The sequence below is a fragment of the Acinetobacter sp. YQ_14 genome (genome assembly GCF_043102985.1).
GTDB classification, from domain to species: Bacteria; Pseudomonadota; Gammaproteobacteria; order Pseudomonadales; family Moraxellaceae; genus Acinetobacter; species Acinetobacter venetianus.
In genome coordinates, this window is sequence record NZ_JBICJJ010000023.1 from 89,774 (window position 1) to 110,938 (window position 21,165).

Here is a 21,165-nt window from a genome sequence, read left to right on the forward strand (position 1 = left end):
GTTTTTAAACCTGCTAAGTCCAACTTAGTTCCCTCCGATGACATAAGCGACACCCGCACGACCACCAAATTTTCCGCCATCAGCAACACCAACTGCGCCACTTCCAGAGAAACGATCACTGAACGATGTTACGACGCCGAATGCACCTGCGGCTTCACCCTCGTAATAACCCATACCGCCAAAGACTGCGACTTGCCCTGGTTGAATGCTTGGAATGGCTTGTTGAGTTGCTAAAGAAATTGCGATACCACGATTTGCAGTAGTTTCAACATGATCTAAACGCGTATTTAATTGGTCAACACGACGATCTAAACGACTTACTTCTGAAATTCGTGTTGCTGTTTCAGTATCAATGCGATTACCTAAAGCAATATCTGCATTTGCACGCGCTTGAGCTTCGGCAGCATCACCCGCAATACGCGCATCTTTTTCTGTATTAATCGCTAGAATACGCGCTGCTTTTTCAGCTTCATCACCTGCAATACGCGCTGTCGCTTCAGCTTCGTCTCCAGCAATACGTTCTGTTTTTTCAGTTGCATCTGCATTTGCGCGAATTTGAGCTTCATTATTAATTGCAGCAGTACGCGCAGCTGTTTCGTCGGCATCAGCTTGCGCACGAATTTGTGCTTCGTTATCAATCTTCGCTTGCAAGTCTGCATCACCAGCTTCACGCGCAGTTTTTTCTGCCGCTAATTTATTGGCTTGATCTGCATCACCTGCTTCACGTGCTGCTTTTTCGGCAGTAATTTTATCATTAATCGCATCTAGGTCTGCTTGGCTTGGTGCAGTATCAACACTCGCAAGTGCATCTTTTAATTGTTTGACATTCACTGCATCATTATCGCCAATACCATCAGCAACCCAAGTCACACGGCGATCACCCATTGCTACAGTATTTTCTTCATCAGCCACAGTGTTGGCGCCAATTGCAACTGAGTTTTTTGCCGTTGCTTTTGCGCCATTCCCCAATGCAATAGCACCTTCTACACTCGCTTCAGCATTATTACCAATTGCAATTGAGTTCAAACCACTCGCAACTGAATTGCTTCCTGTTGCAATTGCATTATCAGCAGTTGCTTGCGCACCATAACCAAGGCTTGTTGCATACTGACCTGTGGCTTGCGATGTAGAACCGACTGCCGTTGCACCCGTACCATCGACCGTAACAGAGTCTCCAAATGCACTAGCATACTGCCCTTTAACATCAATATTTCCACCAACTGCTGTAGCTTGGCTATCATGAATCGTAATATTATTACCTACAGCCGTACCACCAGCGCCTGTCACCTCATTATTACTCCCCACAGCAACAGCATACTGATCATTGGTCGTATTGTTATTACCGATGACGGCAGAACCAAAACCGTCTACAGTATTACCTACCCCTCCCACAAAGCCTTCCGTGCCTGTTCCTTTGTTGTCTGTACCTACTACTGTTGTATTCGCAGCAGCGTTATTAGTACCAACAACCGTCGTATCTGGTCCAGTCGCAGTATTTCCTGTCCCAATATTTGTTACTGCCGCATATGCATTTGCAGTCAATAATGCCGTTGCAATTACTGATAATTGAAAAGTTTTTTTCATTACATCGTCCTTTTTAAAACTCATTACTTGTTGATAAAAATAGGTTTTTTAACAATATAAAAGTTGAATTTATGTATTCTGTGGTATGCTTCATTAAAATAAATATTTAATGTGTATTTTGCACATATTTAAAAAGCTAACATATAGTTATTGGCTGTGCAATAGTTCACAACGTTAGATTTACATCTTTAAAAATAACAATAAATAACTGATTAATTTAAATATTCTAATAAAAACCACGTAAAAACTGTTTGATTTGAAATAAAAATATTTTATAAATATGTTCAATATGTACATTATTTGATTTTAGTGATACATTTCGCCTGTCAAAGTCTGAATCGGCTAATTGAAACCGTATCAAAAGCCATACGATTTGATAGGAACTTAAATTATTTTTTGATACGTAATACTTACCAGTTCTCGAAAAGGAAATAGCAAGTAAATTTTATGCGAGCATATTCATTAGATCTTCGAAAGAAAGTCATGGCAGCATACTTACAGACCAAAAATAAATCTAAAGTTTGCAAGCAATTTAATATTGCAAGATCCACCTTGGACGAATGGATTTCATTAGAAAAAAAAACAAAAGATCTCAGGCCCTTACCAGCAGTTCGCAATGGTCGACCTTTTACAATCAAGGATTTAAAAAGTTTTGAGGAGTTTGTCGACACAACACCTTATAAACACATTCAAGATTTGCTCGAACCATTTGAGCAAAAGTTTGGTTATAAGATTTCGTATTCAATACTTTGGCGAGGTTTAAGCAAAATTGGAAGAATAAAAAAACAGAATAGCTAAATACAATGACTTTAATTTGTTATTGATTATATTGATACACACCTAATCTAAAGCGTTTATTTGCATCAGCATCACCCTCATCATTTTTACAATAGTCGATTGCAGCTGAAACAATTGCTTTAGACATCAAGTTCCATAAATCTACACTCAGTTGATTTAATTTCTCAATAGATTCTTGACTCAATTCATCTGCAAAAATAGCTTGCTCTAAAAAATTTGTGCTGTTGGTTAAGTTACTTATACCTGCAGACATATGATCTGAAATGTTTTGCGTAAAAAGCTGTTTACTTTCATCAGCTTGTGGATTTGGTGTAAAACTAGAATTTTGCAAAATAATTTGGTCTTCTTTCTCTATGACAATTCCCAAACGCTTTAATTCTAATAAAATTGACTTAGGGTGTTTTTCTGATGAAATTTGCTTAACCAAGCTTTCAAAACTATTTTCCTCACCTTGAAAAGGAATTTGTTGAGGTAGTTTTTGATTGATCCACATCCCGACCACTCGCGCAGGGACACTAATCGGCAACTGTAGATTAAACTGGTCAATAAGGGTGTATTCACCATAAGTTTGGCAAAAACTTCTTACATCACGACGATTCAGCCCTGCCAATAAACTAATTGCAGAATCAGTTTTCTTTTGCTTGATGGCATCCAACTCTTTGAGAGCTTCATTATAAAATAAAACTTTAAGGGCACTGGTAAATTCGTTGTAGCCAATACCAGATTTGATCAGCCAACCAATCAACTGGGGCATAATATTGACGACATGCTCTAACGTCGTTTCGGTATCATGAGACAATAGTTTCTCACCCGAAGCATTTAGAGCTAATGTGTCTTTCCCCATATCTACTCCACAATATTCAACTGCACAACAATTTTAAATAACATCCTGATTATTCTAACTGAATTTATAAGCGCCTATAATTATGATTGTAGCCTTTTTTTTAAAAAACTTAAATTTCATGACACCCCTATCATCAAAACTTAAAAAAATCCAATACAAATCAAATAATTAAGTTAAAAATCATAAAAACCTAGACCATACGTTAAATTTTTCACAATTCTAAACTAACAATTAAGAGCGTTCGGTTTTTTGACTTGGTATTACCACTTTGAATTGCATAATCTTCAACACACATATAAATTTATTTTTACTAATATACTAATTTTTAAATATATTTTTATTAGAATTGGCTCGCAACTTGACATGCAATATATATACAAATTAATATGTACAAATTGAACATTTTATAAAAAATACATCTAGTAGAGCACAAAATGAAAAGGTTAATTAACAACATGAAAAAAGAAATGATTCTCGGACTTTCATTTATCTTATTACTATTTTCAATCAGTACCATATTACTTTTATTAGAATAATTTTTATATATCAAATATATATAAAATCACTTTAACAAGTTAATTCGAATCTAATTTTTTTAAAATAATCACATTCACTGTAAGTAGGAGATTTTAATTACTTTCTAAAAATGTGTTATTTAAACATTAAACCACCAACAATTCTCTCGCTTTGCTCAACAAGTCCTGTTGATCAATCTCTAAGGGATGGAAACTAGCTTTATAAAATGCCAAATAATCAGGTAATAAACGCCACATCATTTGTGTTAGACCGACTAGCGTTTGCGCATTCTTTATAATTTGTTTTGGCCGATACAGTGTATTTCGACGATCTTGCCATACTAGATGACTTGTCATAATTACAGTACTACTGATAAACCCTAAGGTAATGGTTCTCATGCTTCGACGGCGCTGAGCTAGATTATCAAAAACCTGTTGATATACATCAAATGCCACATGTTTATGTTCAATTTCTTCAACAGCATGCCAAAGCCAAAGATTTTTCATATTTTCAGATAAACCTTTGAACATAACATCAGGATACTTAAGCATATACCCCGCCATCATCGCAGTAAAATGTTCCAAAGCAACGGTTGCAGCCAATTGGCGACGCTGGCTCAGCCCTCGCAAACGAATCATTTCCTGCTCATACGCTTTTTCAAATTTTTTTAGATGATATTCGCTGTTTTGTACCAGTTGATTGAATTGTTCATGGGCACGTGCATGATGCGCCTCTTGACCAATAAAACCTGAAATGTCTTTTTGAAGTTGTTCATCACTCACTTGATCACGTACATTTCGAACAGTTTCTACAAAAAATCGCTCACCTTGTGGAAAGCTCATTGATAATGCTGTGAGAAAATGAGACATCAAAGTCGATTCAGTATAATGCGCTTTAATTTTCTCAGGTTTGAATTGCGTTTGACGCACAGTAATCGTATTCACTTGTTTTGACATCATGGCTTTCCTTACTGATAAAACTTTAGCACGCGATTACAATATCATTGTAACTTGCTCACAGACCAAGTCTCATATTTCGCATTATTGGCAATCAAACAATCGCCTAAACTATGAAATTCACATATAGACTTAAGTAAGTTCCAAATTAAAACTAATAGTAAGTTATAGCCTACACACGCATACTGTCAATACACTTTAGAGTATTAACTCCAAACAATCTGATCAAGATAATTTTGAACTACAGCATTTTCCCTAAAAAATAGTAGCACTAGATTTCAAAAGATTTCATTGATCACTCTCCGAATAATAAAACCTTATTCAACCGCCAAATTAATTCTACGTCGTCTAAGTAATAAGCCTTTGATGACATAATTGGTAGATACAACCAGTAAGAAACCGATCAAAAAAGATCCAATCACATCGAAAGGAAAATGCACACCTACATAAACCCTAGCCAATCCAACAATCACACCAACAAATAGCCCCACAATACCAATCGCCCTATAACCAGCTATCAGATAAGTAAATGCAATCACGGCAATTGTGAGGGTATGCTGACTAGGAAAAGAAGAGCTTGACCCGTGACCAATCAGCTTATGCCCCAAATCCAACTGAAACGGACGTGGATGGTGATAGAACATCTCAATCAGATCACTAAAAGCAATTGATAACAAAACGATAAATAAGGTTTTAGCAAACAATAAGCGATACGTTTTCCATTGAATAACCAATAGAAACACCAGAAAACTAATAAAAACAGTATTCAGGTCATTTGCGAGGAATATCATTACTTTATCAAAAGCTAATGAGTGTGTTGCAAAGGAGTTAACGCTATGGAATAAATAAATATTTAAATCTTCAAAGCTCATCAGCTTTATCCCTTTTCCCTAGGACGAGTTCATTGCTAACAATCTAGGTAAGAAAGATTAAAACTTTATGAATTTATAATATATTAATTTTCCTATTATTTTCTTACACCAAAATTTGTATTAAACATTGAAAAAATTACAAAATCTTTCCGTAAATAGAGCATATTTCCTCTATTTACGGAGATAATCAACTGTGCGCTTAAAACTTAAATTCTAACCCACTACCAACAACAGGCTGCTTATCTTTAGCATTTGCTTGTTCAAAGGTTGAATAACCAGCGTATCCATACAGCTTCACTTGTTTGTTAAATGCGTAATCCGTACCAACCATTAACTGCTTCGCATCATAATCAGCATCATCATTTTTAAAGCTCGTCGAGTTCTGACTATATTGGGCTTTAACGGTCCATTTCGCATGCTGAGGAAGTTTATACTCTGCACCAATTAACCAACCTTGTGAATCATCAATATTTGCTGCGCCTTGATCATTCCCCTGCTTGTCCGCAACTTTTGAATTTTGAAATAATGCTTTTAAAGTTAAGCCTTGCATCGGCTTCAGACGACCAATTAATCGAACTGTATTTGCAGCAGCAAAAACCTCATCCACCTGTGTTTCTCGATCTTTAGAATTCAGTAAACCATCTCCCAAGAAATCACTTGGAATCGCTTTGTCATAACCCAAACCAATCAAAAATAACGGATGCGTATAACTTAAAGCAGCCGACCAAGCATCACCTAAACCACGGCCAGCAACATTAACACCACCATGCCCATCATCCTTTATACCTTGACTCTCACCAGATGCGAGCAATACTGTTGCTTCTAAGTTTCCACCATTCAAGTGAAACTCTGGTGAATCATAGACCACAACATTATTGACCCGATTTTCACCCGCCATGATGCTGGTAATATCGGCTTTATTACTGATGTAATTATTAAAGCCATCTACAGGACTTGATAATTCTTTTAACGGTGTATTGTGCTTACCCAGCTTCACCGTACCGAATCGCTCATCTTTCAAACCAATAAAACGATTTCGTTGCGACCAATCTGTTTTGTCTCCATCCGCGTAAAATGCCCATTCTGCTAAATAGACTGCACTTAAATGTTCGGTTAATTTTTCTTCCCCCTTAATTCCAAGATAAGAACTATTACTATTTACCTTCCAAACATCATGATTGGCTGAATTTGCATTTATTTCAGGTAAATAATCCAAGCTTGCATCAATTTCTCCATAAAACTTTGGTGCCGCAAAGGTAGAAGCTGTCGCAATACTTAACATAGTTGCCAATGCAATTTTCATCTTCATTTTAGTCATCCTAACCATCTAAAAATTAAAAAAAGAAACTCCCTGCTGGTTAAAGCAGAAATTAAAAATGTGTATTAAATTGAACAAAGATACGGGTACTTTTACATTCTTAAATTATGCAAAAGCACCGTAATAATTTGATTTACATGCTATAAAATGGAAAAACACCGAACACTAATGCACTACCCATGAGTACACAGCATGTGATAAATGCCCACTTCAATGTAAATTTCTGATGATCGCCCATATCTACTGCAGCAAGACCGCAGAGCAAGTAGGTTGAAGGTACTAAAGGAGATAGCAAATGAACTGGCTGTCCAATAATTGATGCACGCGCAATCTCAACCGCAGGAATACCATAATGAGAAGCGGCTTCTGCTAAAATTGGCAACACACCGAAATAGAATGCATCATTAGACATAAAGAACGTCAAAGGCATACTCAATAGACCAGTGATGGGTGCTAAATAAGGTCCCATACTTTGTGGGATCACAGCCACGAAGCCTTTAGACATGGCTTCAACCATACCTGTGCCAGACAAGATACCTGTGAATACACCTGCCGCGAAAATTACACCCACAACAGCTAATACGCTATCCGCATGCATTGCGATACGCTTCTTCTGCATATTCACACATGGATAGTTCACCACTAAAGCAATACAGAAACCCAGCATGAATAAGATCGACATCGGTAAAATCCCTTTTACCAAAGATGCCATCAACACGACAGTTAAAATACCGTTAAACCAACGCAGATGTGGACGTTGCGCCTCTGGATCTTTAGAAATCGAAATATCATCCGCATGACTAATATCAATAAGCTCAATTACACCTAAACGTTTACGCTCATACATGCCATATAAATATGCCAAGAAAAATAACCAAGCAGCTGCCATCACCATAGAGGGAATCATCGGAATAAAGACTTCACTCGCATCAACTTGTAATGCACTTGCAGCACGCGCTGTTGGACCTCCCCAAGGGGTTAAATTCATCACGCCACTACATAGCAACATCAAACAAGTCATGATCAATGGATTCATCCCGACTCGTTTGTATAAAGGCATCATCGCCGCTACACAAATCATGTAAGTTGTAGAACCATCACCATCCAAAGAGACAAGCAAAGTAAGGAAGACTGTTCCTAGAGTAATTTTAAGTGGATCACCTTTTACTTTCTTTAAGATCCATCTTACAGACGGGTCAAACAACCCTGTATCAATCATTAATGCAAAATATAAAATTGCAAACAGCAACATGACGCCAGTCGGAGCAAGTTTTTTAATACCATCAAGCATGGTATTTCCGAGTTCAGCTAATTGAATATGGCTCAAACTATCGAAATAAAAACCTAATCCCCAAGCGATGATTGCAAATAAAAATGGGATTAAAATTAATGCAACTAATGCACTAAGACGTTTCGACATAATCAAGTACATAAAGCACATGATCATGCTAATACCTAAAAAAGTAAGCATTTTAAGCAATCCTTAGCATAATATTTTAAGACTGGTTAATTCCTAACCCAGCCGAGATTCTATGCGATTTAAAATTAATTAATTCATTTAATTTAATTATAATAATCACAAAAACCATTCACATGAAAAATGAAACAATTTTAAGAAATCACAACAACACTGACAACCAAATGATTTATATGAATATAGTATGTATACACTTAGACCAAAAGATAAAATATAAGTTAAAATCACGTAAAAAAATGCCATATATTTATAAGAACAATGCAATATCATGGTGCAAAAAACGCTTATTTTTGTAGCAAAAACTAGAATTAAATACTTAAATCAATATATATAATTAGAAAAATAAATATAAAAATATAATGATTATTATTTATTAAACTTTAAAATCTTCTTAATTTTGAAAATATTATTCATTAGAAAATAGCGATCAAGATAATTAAAATAAATCACCTCAAGATAAAGACTAAAAAATAAACATAATATGAAATTCATATATTTTTATAATTCAGGATTCCCATATTTAAATAAACACTCAAAAAGCACCTGAATTATTTACATTTTTTCAATATCATTAAGAAAATTGTTCGACATACTCTGCTTAGATTAGACCTTATGTCATAATTGATTGTGATCTCATCCTTAACTCAAGAAAAATCAAGTTACAGAAAGCATGGAAGGAATGAAAAATGAATTATCCACACTCCACAGAATTTGAAAAAGTAGAAAGTGAATCTTTACAGACTATCTTCAATCAGCAACGTGCCGCCTTCAATGCACTGCCTTACCCTGATTTGGACTCAAGAAGAAGCAAACTTTTTAATCTAAAAAAACAAATTATTCGCTATCAAGATGTCATCGCAGCAGCAATCAATACCGATTTTAGCTCACGGTCAATTGATGAATCAAAACTTCTCGATTTACTTGGATCTGTTTTGGAGGCTGAACATGCTATTCGCCATTTGCGCAAATGGATGCGTCCAAGCAAACGCAGCACTGAATTATTATTTTTATCTAACCGCCTTCGCGTTCAATATCAACCAAAAGGTGTAGTAGGCATTGTCGTGCCTTGGAATTTTCCTGTTTATCTCGCTTTAGGGCCATTGGTAGCTGCACTTGCGGCAGGCAATAGAGTGATGATTAAACTTCCAGAAATCACACCTGCAACCAATGCCGTGATCAAAAGAATGCTTGCTGAAGTCTTTAAAGAAGATGAAGTTGCCGTCTTTGGAGAAGAAATTACTGATCCATCATTGTTTACCACTTTACCCTTTAACCATATTGTATTTACAGGATCACCCGCAGTCGGTCGCGTGGTAATGCGTGCTGCCGCTGAAAATCTTACACCTGTTACACTAGAACTAGGCGGTAAATCGCCTGCTCTTGTAAGTCGAAACTACCCACTTGCAGATGCGGCTAAGCGAATCTTACATGGCAAAGCGACCAACTGTGGTCAAATTTGCGTAGCACCTGATTATGCACTTGTTCCAAAAGAAAAAGTGAGTGAATTTGCAGAAGCATGTAAAACCAATTTCACTGCGATGTATGGTCAAAATATCCATTCAAATAATAACTACACTTCTATTGTGAATGATCGACATTTTAAGCGTCTGCTTGAAATACTTGAGGACGCTGAACAAAAAGGTGCTGTGGTTATCCCTTGTGGAAAATATGATATTGAACAAGATGCACGTCGCATGCCTGTGCACATCGTTCTCAACTGCACCCCAGAAATGCGAATTTTAAAAGAAGAATTATTCGGTCCAGTACTTCCAGTGGTTGCATATGACAGCCTAGATGACGCAATTGCTTATATTCAGAATGGTGAACGACCATTGGCACTTTATTGCTTTACCCATGACAGCAATGAACGTGATTACATTTTAAAACAAACACATTCAGGTGGCGTCACAATCAATGACTGGGGATGGCATGTTGTTAATCACGATGCGCCATTTGGCGGAATTGGCAACTCAGGTATGGGCACTTACCACGGAGAAGAAGGCTTTAAAGAGCTATCTCATGCAAAAACAGTATTTATTCGCCACCGTTTCTTCCCAACACAATTATTTTACCCTCCTTACGGCACATGGGTACAAAAACTCGCATTGAGTTTCTTCTTGAAGAAAGGCGATCCAAACCTAAAATAAGATAGGTACATCAGGATAGAGATAAAAACTCTCTATCCTTTCTCAAATCTCTTGAATGTAAGAATAAAAATTTAAAACCGTTGATGTTTCTTGCTAAAAGTATGCATAAATAAAATATAACCAATGGATTAAAAGATAGACCGCATAAGTACCTAATTATTACTTTGTGCAAATAATTGAGGAAAAAATCTCATTTTTTACAAAAAATCTTTGACCCTAAAAAAATTATTTTCTACAAAAAAGCCAAAAAAACCATCTCGGCTTTTAAATTAATAATTTATATTTTTCATTATTTTACCAATAAAAACACATATGTATATAAATATTTATAGCATTTTTTTTAGTCATTTTCATGTAATCAATCGTACTGAATAGTTCATTTAGAACATTTACTCTTATTTTAATTATGGTATTTTTGTTACATGAAGTTATAGCCAAATACATTTAATAATCAGTTTGGCAAGCCAATCGTAGCTTCTTCACTTAAAAAATCTTGAAGTTCAAGGAAAGATTTAAAATGAAATTAAAACATCTTAGCACTGCCATGATCTTAGCAACGCTACCTGCAACTGGAGTTTTTGCAGCAGCGTTAGACCGTTCAGGTCAATCTATGTCTGCTTTTTTACAACCAGGTAACTATTTTGAAGCTGGTCTTTCGGTTCTAGATCCTACAGTTGAAGGTCAAGAGGCTGGTGATACTGCGACTCAACGCAAAATCGGCGATATGGGCGATGACTATATGTTCCCAAGCGCAGCTTTAAAACTTCAACTTACTGATAAAATTTCTTTTGGTTTACTATACGATCAACCTTTTGGTGCTGATGCAAAATACTCAGGAGACAATGTTTTTGTTGCAAACTCAAATGATGGTGTTTTGTCAGCAAAATCTATTGATGGAATCGTAACACAACGCGCAATTCAAGCATTAGAAGCTAGTAACACTCCTGTAACAGAAGAATCACTTGCTATAGCAAAAGCTCAAGTTCAAGGAAGTGCTCAATTCCAACAATTAGCTGGCGCTTTAAATGCGGCCAAACCGTTCTTAGGCTCTAGTACTGGTTCAAATAACACTCAGGTAGAAGTAGATACTCAAAACCTATCTTTAGTTTTTGGTTACCAACCAACTGAAAACTTTAACTTTTACGCTGGTCCAGCAATTCAGACCATTAAAGGTAATGTAAGTCTTCGCGGTGAGGCCTATAGCGTTTATAACGGTTATGATGCAAAAATCAAAGAAACGACTGGTGTAGGCTGGTTAGCAGGTGCTGCATATCAAATTCCAGAGATTGCACTGAAAGCATCGTTGACGTACCGTTCTGAAATTGATCACGACGTTAAAGCTCAAGAAGATCTTTCATTATTAGCATTCCCTGCGCTACCAGCAGTACTAGCTGGTTTAGGTTTAGATCCAAATCAACTTGCAGCAGGTCTTGCACAAGATAAGAAAACAAAAATCACTACACCACAATCTGTAAACCTTGATTTCCAAACTGGCATCATGGCAAACACAGTTGCTTTCGCAAACGTACGTTGGGTAAATTGGAAAGATTTCTCAATTCAACCGTACAAATTCGGTGTGTTGTCAAAACAAGTTGGTGGCTTGATTGGTCGTCCAAATGGTTTCAACTTGGTTGAATATTCTGATGACCAATGGTCTGTAAATGCTGGTGTAGGCCGCAAGTTGAATGAGCAATGGGCTGGTAATGTGTCAGTTGGTTGGGACTCAGGTGCTGGTAACCCAGTGACAACACTCGGCCCTACAGAAGGTTATTGGAACGTTGGTGTAGGTGTTCAATACAGCCCAACTCCAGCAACATTCATCGCTGGTGGCGTGAAGTACTTTTGGTTAGGTGATGCCAAAGCTCAAACTGGTGCTCAAGCAGGCAGCAATCAATATGTAGCTAATTTTGAAGACAACAATGCAATTGCATACGGTCTGAAACTTGGTTATCGCTTCTAAGTAAAGCTTTCCAAAAAAGACCATCATTTGATGGTCTTTTTTTATGTTCAAAGTACCTAATTACCTTTAGATTTTTTGAATAGCATTAGAATCTGAATATTTATATCCTTTCATCCTTAATTTCCCATACGTTCAATATAAACACCTATCACTCAAGCATTTTTCGTGACTTCATCAGTTCATTTATTGACATTTGTAAAATATTTAAGCGAATAAAAATTATGTTACTTTTCGCGCCAATCTTGTTACAAAGTGATTTGAGAGAACATATTAATGAAGCTGAATGCTATTCAAACGGCTCTTCTACTTAGCTTAGTTCCAACAACGACAACGTTTGCCGCAGCACTGGATCGCTCAGGACAATCAATTGCAGCATTCTTGCAGCCAAACAACTATTTTGAAGCAGGTATTACCGTACTTGATCCAAATGTTTCTGGTAAAGACATCTCTCAAAACAACACAGGTGATATGGCAAATCACTATTACTCACCAAATGCAGCCTTAAAAATTCAAGCCACGGAACATTTTTCTATCGGCCTTATTTACGACCAACCATACGGTGCAGATGCTCAATACAGGGGTCAAAGTAACTTTATTGAAAGCAGACCGTTGCCCTTTCAAGGTGGAACTTCTGTAACTGTTGATACTGAAAACCTAAACTTGCTTTTTGGTTATCAACCAAATCAAAACTGGAACCTATATGCAGGTGCAGTTTATCAAACACTTGATGCAACAGTATTATTACGTGGTGAAAGCTATAGTGCTTATAGTGGTTACGATTTTAAAACAGGTCGGGACGAAGCAGTTGGCTGGTTAGCAGGTATTGCTTATCAAATTCCTGAAATTGCACTAAAAACCTCTTTAACTTACCGTGCCAAAATCAAGCATGAAATGAATGCATATGAAAATCATGGAATTACAGGTTTTACAGGCAGTCCCGTTTTTGATGCGATGTTAAATCAAATTAACAATGCTCAAGGTACAACTGAAATCACCACACCTCAATCGGTTAACCTCGATTTTCAAACGGGAATCATGGGAAATACTGTTGCGTTCGCAAACGTTCGGTGGGTGAACTGGAAAGACTTTGCAATTCGTCCTTATAAGTTTGGCGCCGCTTCCGTTCTACCTCCTATCGTTAATAAAACAGGGAAAAAAGACGGTTTTGACCTTGTAGCTTATACTGACGATCAATATTCAGTCACTGCAGGTGTAGGTCGTAAGGTCAATGATCATTGGGCCGGTAATATATCTGTAGGTTGGGATTCTGGTGCTGGCAACCCTGTTACAACACTTGGTCCAACAGAAGGTTATTGGAATGTTGGTGTTGGCGTGCAATATAGCCCTGCGCCAAACTACTTTATTGCGGGTGGTGTAAAGTACTTCTGGCTAGGAGATGCGAAAGCTCAGTCTGGGTCTCAGTTTAATACACCAGAGCATGTTGCCGAATTCAAAAATAATGATGCGATCGCTTATGGTTTGAAAATTGGATATAAATTCTAATTTTCATCTAAAAATAAAAGGCGCTACAAGCGCCTTTTATTTTTAATTTCCCATTCATTCTCTTACGAGAAAGCTAGGGAAAACTCATTATTCTGGAATATTACGCTGAGAAACAGAGCGGATCGCTTGTTTTAATACTTCATAGCCATGCAATGCTGGAAACTGCGGGAATTCTGCAATCACATTATCTGGTGCATCAAACAGAAAACCATGATCCGCTTCCCCGAGCATCGTTGTATCATTATAAGAATCACCTGCTGCAATCACACGGAAATTTAAACCATGTAATGCTTTTACTGCCTGACGCTTTTGATCTGGTTGACGTAGTTTATAAGCCGTAATCATGCCATTTTCATCTGTCTCAAGCTTATGACAGAAAATCGTTGGTTGACCTAATTGCTGCATCAACGGATGAGCAAACTCATAAAACGTATCAGAAAGAATAATCAATTGAAAGTGCGTGCGAACCCAATTCACAAACTCTTTAGCACCTTCAAATGGCCCCATATCAGCGATCACCGCTTGAATATCGTTTAACCCTAAACCATGCTCTTTCAAGATATTTAAGCGCTGTGTCATTAGCACATCGTAATCAGGAATATCACGTGTAGTCGCTTCGAGTTCTTTAATTCCTGTTTTTTTAGCAAAATTAATCCAGATTTCTGGAACTAACACCCCTTCAAGATCTAGGCATACGATTTCCATGAATGCTTCCAATGTTGGTTAAAAATTGCTGTATCATAGCACTAAGATTATTCAATTTTTGCGCTATTGTTGAATAAAATCATTTTATTCTGCAAGATTAAAATCAAGAACAAGCAAACTGATTTGCTTAGAATGATTTAAAATTGTGCCCAAGCCTATCGCCAGGAACATCCATGACTGTTATTCCGACTATTGACCATGTAGATGCACTCGCTGCTGAATATGCAGACAAATCACCACGAGAAATTTTAGAACTCGCACTCAATCAAGAGGGAGAAATTGCAATTTCATTCTCAGGTGCAGAAGATGTTGTACTCATTGATATTGCATCTCGCATCGGTAAACCTTTTCGTGTATTTAGTTTAGATACAGGTCGGTTACATGCTGAAACTTATCAATTTATCGAAACAGTTCGTAAGCACTACAAGATCAATATCGAAATTTGCTTCCCCGAGTCTGCCGCCGTTCAACAATTTGTAAATGAAAAAGGTTTGTTCAGTTTCTTTGAAGATGGTCATCAAGAGTGTTGCGGTATTCGAAAAGTACAACCTTTACGCAAAAAACTTGCAACACTTGATGGCTGGATTACAGGTCAACGTAAAGACCAAAGCCCAACGCGTAGCGATGTGCCAGTCGTACAAGCTGATGTAGGGTTTTCAGGTGAAGGTAAGCAACTAATCAAATACAATCCGCTAGCAAACTGGAGTAGCGCAGATGTATGGAGCTATATCCGCATGATGGAAATTCCATATAACCCTTTGCATGAGCGTGGTTTTATTTCAATTGGCTGTGAGCCTTGCACACGTCCAGTCCTACCAAATCAGCATGAGCGTGAAGGTCGCTGGTGGTGGGAAGAAGCGACGCATAAGGAATGCGGATTGCACGTTGGAAACCTAAAAAAATAATAGATTATTACTTTAATATTTAAAAACCACTGAAACATCAGTGGTTTTATTTTTCCTGACTGCTGTGTACAAAGCCATATTTTAACCAGACTAAACCGTATATACTTCTAAGCACGGTTCAATAATTCTAATAAGAATTATAGGGTCTGCTGACATTTCACAGATGCTTGCGACAGAGGATATTTTTAGACGATACAAGGCATGTTTTGCGAAATTTAACCATTCTAAATGAGCAAGACATAACGCAGTAGCGGCAAAAAATATCCCTGTCCCATAGGGTTATGGCTAAAACTGCCCCAAACTTCGTTATGAAATTTGACAAGGGAATCGCCATTGCCTGCATTTCATGCCTCATTTGTGTGGTTTTAGCCTATAACGCAAGGCATAGTTGAAACGTCATCAGACCCTACAAGTATCTTATAAAAAATGCAATGAGAGGCTATATCTGCTATGCGCCCTTTACACCCTATTGATTTTATTTTTCTGTCTTTAGAGAAAAGGCAACAACCTATGCATGTAGGTGGCTTGTTTTTATTCGAGATTCCAGAAAATGCATCATCAACGTTCGTACATGATCTCGTTCAGGATATTCGCCAATCTAAAAGTATTCCTGTTCCTCCATTTAATAATCAACTCAACGGCCTCTTTTGGGGAGAAGACGAAGAGTTTGATATTGATCATCATTTTCGTCATATTGCATTACCGAATCCAGGGCGTATTCGTGAATTATTAGTCTATATTTCTCAACAACATAGCTCTCTAATTGACCGTGCAAAACCATTGTGGACTTGCGATATCATTGAAGGTATCGAAGGCAATCGTTTTGCGATGTATTTTAAAATCCATCATGCGATGGTAGATGGCGTTGCAGGTATGCGCCTGATTGAAAAGTCTCTCTCAAAAGATCCAAATGAAAAACACGTTGTACCGTTGTGGTGTGTAGAAGGAAAACGTGGCAAACGTTTAAAAGCACCAAAGCCGCCAACAGTAAGTAAAATCAAAGGCATTATGGATGGTATCAAGTCTCAGCTTGAAGTTGCACCTAAAGTCATGCAAGAACTATCTCAGACCATCTTCAAAGAAATTGGTAAAAACCCTGATTATGTTTCTACCTTCCAAGCACCACCTTCAATTTTAAATCAACGTGTTAGTTCATCTCGCCGTTTTGCAGCACAATCTTTTGAGTTGGAACGTTTTCGTCTAATCGCTAAAACACTTGGCGTAACACTTAATGACGTTGTATTAGCAGTTTGTTCTGGTGCATTACGTGAATATCTTATCAATCAAGATAGTCTGCCGAAAAAACCGTTAATCGCGATGGTACCTGCTTCCTTACGTACTGATGATTCTGATGTCAGCAACCGTATTACTATGATTCTGGCAAATCTAGCAACTCACATTGAAGATCCTATTGAACGTTTAGAGATTATTCGTCGTAGCGTGCAAAACTCGAAGCAACGTTTTAGCCGAATGACTGCAAATGAAATTCTCAACTACAGTGCAGTTGTTTATGGACCAGCGGGATTGAATATTGCGTCAGGTATGTTACCTAAGCGTCAAGCATTTAACCTTGTCATTTCAAATGTTCCTGGCCCGCGTGAACCCCTGTACTGGAATGGTGCGAAGCTAGATGCACTCTATCCTGCCTCTATCGTAATGGACGGTCAGGCATTGAATATCACGATGACTAGTTATTTGGACAAGTTAGAAGTCGGTTTGATTGCATGTCGTAATGCTTTACCAAAGATGCAAAACTTACTGACACACTTGGAAGAAGAGATTCAACGTTTTGAACTTGCTATCTCTGAATTGCCACGAGAAAAAGTAGCAAATTGATAGAGAAAAAATTAAGGGGCTTTCGTTAGCCCCTTACTTCTTAATTGTACGACAACGCTGTAAGAGCTGATGACATGCAGAGCGAATCATTGCAGTGGTAATTTGAACTTCTTTACCTTGGCTATCAACCATATAACATGTATTCACAGGGTTGCTGTCCAACACATGTTTAAAACCGTGATTCACTAATCTTTCACTAACATTCATAATTATATACCTCATTATATTTTCGCTAAGACACTCAAAAGATGTCTGTGGCTAATTCTATAGATCTAGTATTTAAAATTCGTGATAGAAAGTAAAATTTCAGTTGTAACAAGGCTTAAGCGAAATCTTGTTACAACTTTAGCTTAAAATGATATCGTATTGCTCTTGCGTATACAGATTTTCCACTTGGAATTTAATCACACGATTGATGAAATGTTCTAAATCCGCGACAGCTGGGGCTTCTGCTGTTAATAGGCGATCAATCACTGCTGGATGAGCAACGACAGTAAAGCCACCCTTGGAATCAAATGCGCGCGCATATCGTAAGATTTCTCGAAATATCTCGTAACATACTGTCTCTGCTGTTTTGACATAACCACGTCCTTGACAGGTCGGACATGATTCACAAAGCAAATGTTCCAATGATTCACGCGTTCTTTTACGTGTCATTTCCACTAAACCAAGCTCAGAAACCTGAGTGATTTTAGTTTTCGCATGATCTCGTTCAAGCATTTTTTCAAACTGACGCATCACCTCTTCACGATGCTCAGCTTCCTGCATGTCAATAAAATCAATAATAATGATTCCACCCAAGTTACGTAGACGTAGTTGTCTCGCAATCACTTGAGTTGCTTCCATATTGGTTTTAAATACAGTGTCTTCTAAGCTACGCCCGCCGACGTAAGAGCCAGTATTGACATCAATCGTCGTCATCGCCTCAGTCTGGTCTATCATCAGATAGCCACCAGACTTGAGCGCAACTCGTGTTTGTAAAGCTTTTTGAATATCTTCTTCGACGTTATATAAATCGAAAAGTGGTTTTTCACCCGGATAATGGATTAAACGATTTTGTATTGTTGGGACAAACTCATCCACAAATTCGCTTAATTTTCCGTGAATTTCACGTGAATCGACATAAATTTTCGCAGTTTCATTACTCGCAAGATCACGAACTATACGCTGAGGTAAAGGCAATTCTTCAAAAATTAATTCAGGTGTTGCAACTTCTTTTTGCTTACGCTGAATAAACTCCCAAAGCTTACTGAGATAGCACATATCTTGTTCAATAGATGCTTCATCCACACCTTCAGCAGCAGTACGAACAATGACACTGCCCGGTAAATTATGTTCAGACTGAATACGCTCAATGATGCCACGGAGACGATCACGCTCTTCTTCTTGTTCAATACGCTGAGAAACACCAATATGATTACCATAAGGCATCAATACAAGATAACGAGAAGGAATTGAAAGATCTGTACTAAGCCGAGCCCCTTTCGTTCCTAGCATGTCTTTCATGACTTGAACGGTGAGCGTCTGCCCCGGATGCAGGAGTTCAAAAACATTCGGCGTGGGCTGCGAACGTGGCCACACCATATCATTAATATGCAGAAAAGCTGTCCGAGATAAACCAATATCAACAAAAGCAGCTTGCATACCCGGCAGTACGCGTACAACTTTACCTTTGTAAATATTTCCCACTAAACCACGTTTTACAGTCCGCTCAACAAATAGTTCATTGACCGTACCATTTTCAATCAAAGCCACACGACATTCCATCGGCGTGACGTTAATCAGCAACTCTTCTGCCATAACAAACTCAAAACTTTATAAAAATTCTTATACCCGAAAGTGTCAGCTTGATGCTTTAACGCTTTCTAATAACTGTGCTGTCTCATACAAAGGCAAGCCAACAACATTGCTGTAGCTCCCCCGAATTTGAGGAATAAATTGCCCCGCTATTCCTTGTATCGCATATGCACCAGCCTTTCCGACTGGCTCACCTGTTGCCCAATACTTTTCCATTTCTATTGGGCTTAATTGCATCATCTGTACTTGTGTTTGAACGACAATGCTTCGTCTTTCCGTCGTTGTTGCAACACAAACACCTGAAAAAACATCGTGCCATTGTCCTGACAATTGTCTCCAAATATCAAAAGCATGTTGTTTTGATTCAGGCTTCCCAATAATCTGTCCAGCAAAGCTTAAACTTGTATCAGCAGCAATCACAATAGCATCAGGGTAACTTTCTAACACAGTTTCAGCTTTAAGACGTGCTAAACGCTCAACATAAATTTCAACAGATTCACCCACTAAAACAGACTCATCTACATCAGGACTAAAGGTTTCGAATACTAGCCCTAATTGTTTAAGGAGTTCTTTGCGACGAGGTGAACTCGAAGCTAAAATTATATGCGCCATTTATGTAAACAATAATAAACCAATGGCCATGCTAATACACTGCTCATCACGGGTTGCCAATGTCGCGCAATCGAAAAATGAGTACCGGCAATGGTTTGACTCACCCATAAAAATAAAATGTGTGCGATGACAGCCAATGCAGCAATCACCCAAGAATTACCAAAAGTCAAAATTCGTCGCTCACGAATAAAATAACGTGTTGCAAAGGTAATGAGTACAAAACTCAGCGCATTTAACCCTAATGGTGCATCCAAAAGTAGATCAACAAAGATACCCATACCAAATGCAAACCAGACACCACACCAAATAGGCTGGTAAAGTATCCAGAACAATAAGATCATTAACATGAAAGAAGGCCGCCAACCCGCTGTCTCATATGACACTGGGTACACCATCAGCACAGACCCTGCTATGATCGATATAATGATCATCAATAATGGATCTTTACGTTTCTCGTAGTTTAATTTAGCGATCGGCATAAGGTTGCTCCTGCGCTAAAGACTCTGAGAATAACACGACAACATGATGACCACTGGCAAGTTGTGCCGCAGGTTTAACATCAATTTCAGCAAACTCACCTGAAGTATGGCGACTCACTTTAGACACTGTACCCACTAAATAACCAGCTGGAAAATGTTCACCTAGACCTGAGCTATAAACTTTATCGCCCACTTTGACGTTGGCGCTGGTTGCAACATAATCCATCTTCAGCTGACCTAGATCACCTGTTCCAGAAACAATAGCGCGCATTCCAGTTCGTTCTAACCGTACAGATAGAGAGTGTTCTTTGTCCGAAAGAAGCATGACACGAGAACTATGCGGGTAAACATCAACCAATTGCCCCATGATCCCTTTATCGTCCAGTACAGTTTGCCCCACTTTTAAGTGATCGACTGCACCGCGGTTGATAATAATGATATGGCGTAATGGATCAGCATCCGTTCCAATCACTTCGGCAATTTGCATACGACCATCGATAATTAATGGCGTATCTAATAAACCTCTTAAGCGATTGTTCTCAGCTGAAAGCTCAGAAAGCTTTTGTAAACGGACTTGTGCTTGTAATAGCTCAGCTTGCATTGCGGTGTTTTCACGGCGCAATTGAGCTTCTGATTTGGTTTGTTGGTTGAGCCATTCTCGCGACAGTACAGGATAGCTCGCAAGCGCATAAATTGGATTATACGCTGCATAAAGCACATCCCTTGCTGGTTTGACTACATAAGGCATGCGCCAATCAAAGAAAAGCACAACCAAGCATGTAATGACCGCAATGACAAATGAGCGAAAAGATGGCGGTTGTCTTGAAAAAAGATTCGGTTGCACCGCCTAGTCCTT

18 protein-coding genes are annotated in these 21,165 nt (G+C 38.1%); 6 read left to right on the plus strand and 12 right to left on the minus strand.

What is annotated here, in order from left to right; all coding sequences use genetic code 11:
* Window positions 1-24: 24 nt before the first annotated feature.
* The gene (locus tag ACF8D3_RS11960; RefSeq protein ID WP_392471650.1) at window positions 25-1,584 is read right to left on the minus strand and encodes a YadA-like family protein; all 1,560 of its coding nucleotides are present in this window, start codon (window positions 1,582-1,584) and stop codon (window positions 25-27) included.
* A gap of 447 nt (window positions 1,585-2,031) precedes the next feature.
* On the opposite strand from ACF8D3_RS11960, the gene ACF8D3_RS11965 reads away from it, so the two are divergent.
* Window positions 2,032-2,382, plus strand: coding sequence for an IS630 transposase-related protein (locus tag ACF8D3_RS11965; protein WP_392471651.1), 351 nt, complete (start codon window positions 2,032-2,034; stop codon window positions 2,380-2,382).
* A 19-nt stretch (window positions 2,383-2,401) separates the two neighbouring features.
* Here ACF8D3_RS11965 and ACF8D3_RS11970 read toward each other — a convergent pair whose 3' ends face one another.
* The 5 genes from ACF8D3_RS11970 to ACF8D3_RS11990 all read right to left on the minus strand — a co-directional run bounded on the left by ACF8D3_RS11970 (window position 2,402) and on the right by ACF8D3_RS11990 (window position 8,359).
* Window positions 2,402-3,226 (minus strand): hypothetical protein, encoded by an 825-nt coding sequence (locus tag ACF8D3_RS11970; protein ID WP_392471653.1) that lies wholly within the window; start codon window positions 3,224-3,226, stop codon window positions 2,402-2,404.
* A gap of 662 nt (window positions 3,227-3,888) precedes the next feature.
* Entirely contained in the window at window positions 3,889-4,698 is an 810-nt protein-coding gene (locus ACF8D3_RS11975; protein WP_392471655.1) for a metal-dependent hydrolase, read from the minus strand.
* A 317-nt stretch (window positions 4,699-5,015) separates the two neighbouring features.
* Window positions 5,016-5,570 carry a phosphatase PAP2 family protein gene (locus ACF8D3_RS11980; RefSeq protein WP_392471657.1) on the minus strand — a complete coding sequence of 185 codons (555 nt, stop codon included), beginning with the start codon at window positions 5,568-5,570 and terminating at the stop codon, window positions 5,016-5,018.
* 199 nt (window positions 5,571-5,769) lie between these two features.
* Window positions 5,770-6,879: a porin gene (locus ACF8D3_RS11985; RefSeq protein ID WP_392471658.1), complete on the minus strand. Its 1,110-nt coding sequence runs from the start codon at window positions 6,877-6,879 to the stop codon at window positions 5,770-5,772.
* Between the two features lie 142 nt (window positions 6,880-7,021).
* Window positions 7,022-8,359, minus strand: coding sequence for a CitMHS family transporter (locus tag ACF8D3_RS11990; RefSeq protein WP_392471659.1), 1,338 nt, complete (start codon window positions 8,357-8,359; stop codon window positions 7,022-7,024).
* Between the two features lie 692 nt (window positions 8,360-9,051).
* Here ACF8D3_RS11990 and ACF8D3_RS11995 point away from each other — a divergent pair.
* The 3 genes from ACF8D3_RS11995 (at window position 9,052) to ACF8D3_RS12005 (ending at window position 13,975) form a co-directional block, all read left to right on the plus strand.
* The gene (locus ACF8D3_RS11995) at window positions 9,052-10,512 is read left to right on the plus strand and encodes a coniferyl aldehyde dehydrogenase (protein ID WP_392471660.1); all 1,461 of its coding nucleotides are present in this window, start codon (window positions 9,052-9,054) and stop codon (window positions 10,510-10,512) included.
* A gap of 517 nt (window positions 10,513-11,029) precedes the next feature.
* Window positions 11,030-12,472 (plus strand): OmpP1/FadL family transporter, encoded by a 1,443-nt coding sequence (locus ACF8D3_RS12000; protein WP_392471661.1) that lies wholly within the window; start codon window positions 11,030-11,032, stop codon window positions 12,470-12,472.
* A 273-nt stretch (window positions 12,473-12,745) separates the two neighbouring features.
* On the plus strand, window positions 12,746-13,975 hold the full coding sequence (locus ACF8D3_RS12005) for an OmpP1/FadL family transporter (RefSeq protein WP_392471662.1): 1,230 nt from the start codon (window positions 12,746-12,748) through the stop codon (window positions 13,973-13,975).
* Window positions 13,976-14,062: 87 nt separating this feature from the next.
* On the opposite strand, the gene thrH is transcribed toward ACF8D3_RS12005, so the two are convergent.
* The gene (gene thrH, locus ACF8D3_RS12010; RefSeq protein ID WP_392471663.1) at window positions 14,063-14,680 is read right to left on the minus strand and encodes a bifunctional phosphoserine phosphatase/homoserine phosphotransferase ThrH; all 618 of its coding nucleotides are present in this window, start codon (window positions 14,678-14,680) and stop codon (window positions 14,063-14,065) included.
* A 173-nt stretch (window positions 14,681-14,853) separates the two neighbouring features.
* On the opposite strand from thrH, the gene ACF8D3_RS12015 reads away from it, so the two are divergent.
* Window positions 14,854-15,585 (plus strand): phosphoadenylyl-sulfate reductase, encoded by a 732-nt coding sequence (locus ACF8D3_RS12015; protein ID WP_392471665.1) that lies wholly within the window; start codon window positions 14,854-14,856, stop codon window positions 15,583-15,585.
* Window positions 15,586-16,035: 450 nt separating this feature from the next.
* Complete coding sequence (locus tag ACF8D3_RS12020) at window positions 16,036-17,421, plus strand: wax ester/triacylglycerol synthase family O-acyltransferase (protein WP_004877095.1); 1,386 nt, start codon at window positions 16,036-16,038, stop codon at window positions 17,419-17,421.
* Window positions 17,422-17,454: 33 nt separating this feature from the next.
* Here the strand turns inward: ACF8D3_RS12020 and ACF8D3_RS12025 are convergent, their stop codons facing one another.
* The 5 genes from ACF8D3_RS12025 to mreC form a co-directional block, all read right to left on the minus strand.
* Window positions 17,455-17,628, minus strand: a complete 174-nt coding sequence (locus ACF8D3_RS12025; RefSeq protein ID WP_004775299.1) for a PA1571 family protein — start codon at window positions 17,626-17,628, stop codon at window positions 17,455-17,457.
* A 138-nt stretch (window positions 17,629-17,766) separates the two neighbouring features.
* Entirely contained in the window at window positions 17,767-19,221 is a 1,455-nt protein-coding gene (gene rng / locus ACF8D3_RS12030) for a ribonuclease G (protein ID WP_004877097.1), read from the minus strand.
* A 42-nt stretch (window positions 19,222-19,263) separates the two neighbouring features.
* A complete protein-coding gene (locus tag ACF8D3_RS12035) occupies window positions 19,264-19,830 on the minus strand; it encodes a Maf family nucleotide pyrophosphatase (protein ID WP_312106082.1) in 567 nt (188 codons plus the stop codon).
* On the minus strand, window positions 19,818-20,309 hold the full coding sequence (gene mreD / locus ACF8D3_RS12040; protein WP_004877100.1) for a rod shape-determining protein MreD: 492 nt from the start codon (window positions 20,307-20,309) through the stop codon (window positions 19,818-19,820). The genes ACF8D3_RS12035 and mreD overlap by 13 nt, the downstream gene beginning before the upstream one ends.
* Window positions 20,296-21,153, minus strand: coding sequence for a rod shape-determining protein MreC (gene mreC, locus ACF8D3_RS12045; protein ID WP_004877103.1), 858 nt, complete (start codon window positions 21,151-21,153; stop codon window positions 20,296-20,298). The genes mreD and mreC overlap by 14 nt, the downstream gene beginning before the upstream one ends.
* Between the last annotated feature and the right edge of the window lie 12 nt (window positions 21,154-21,165).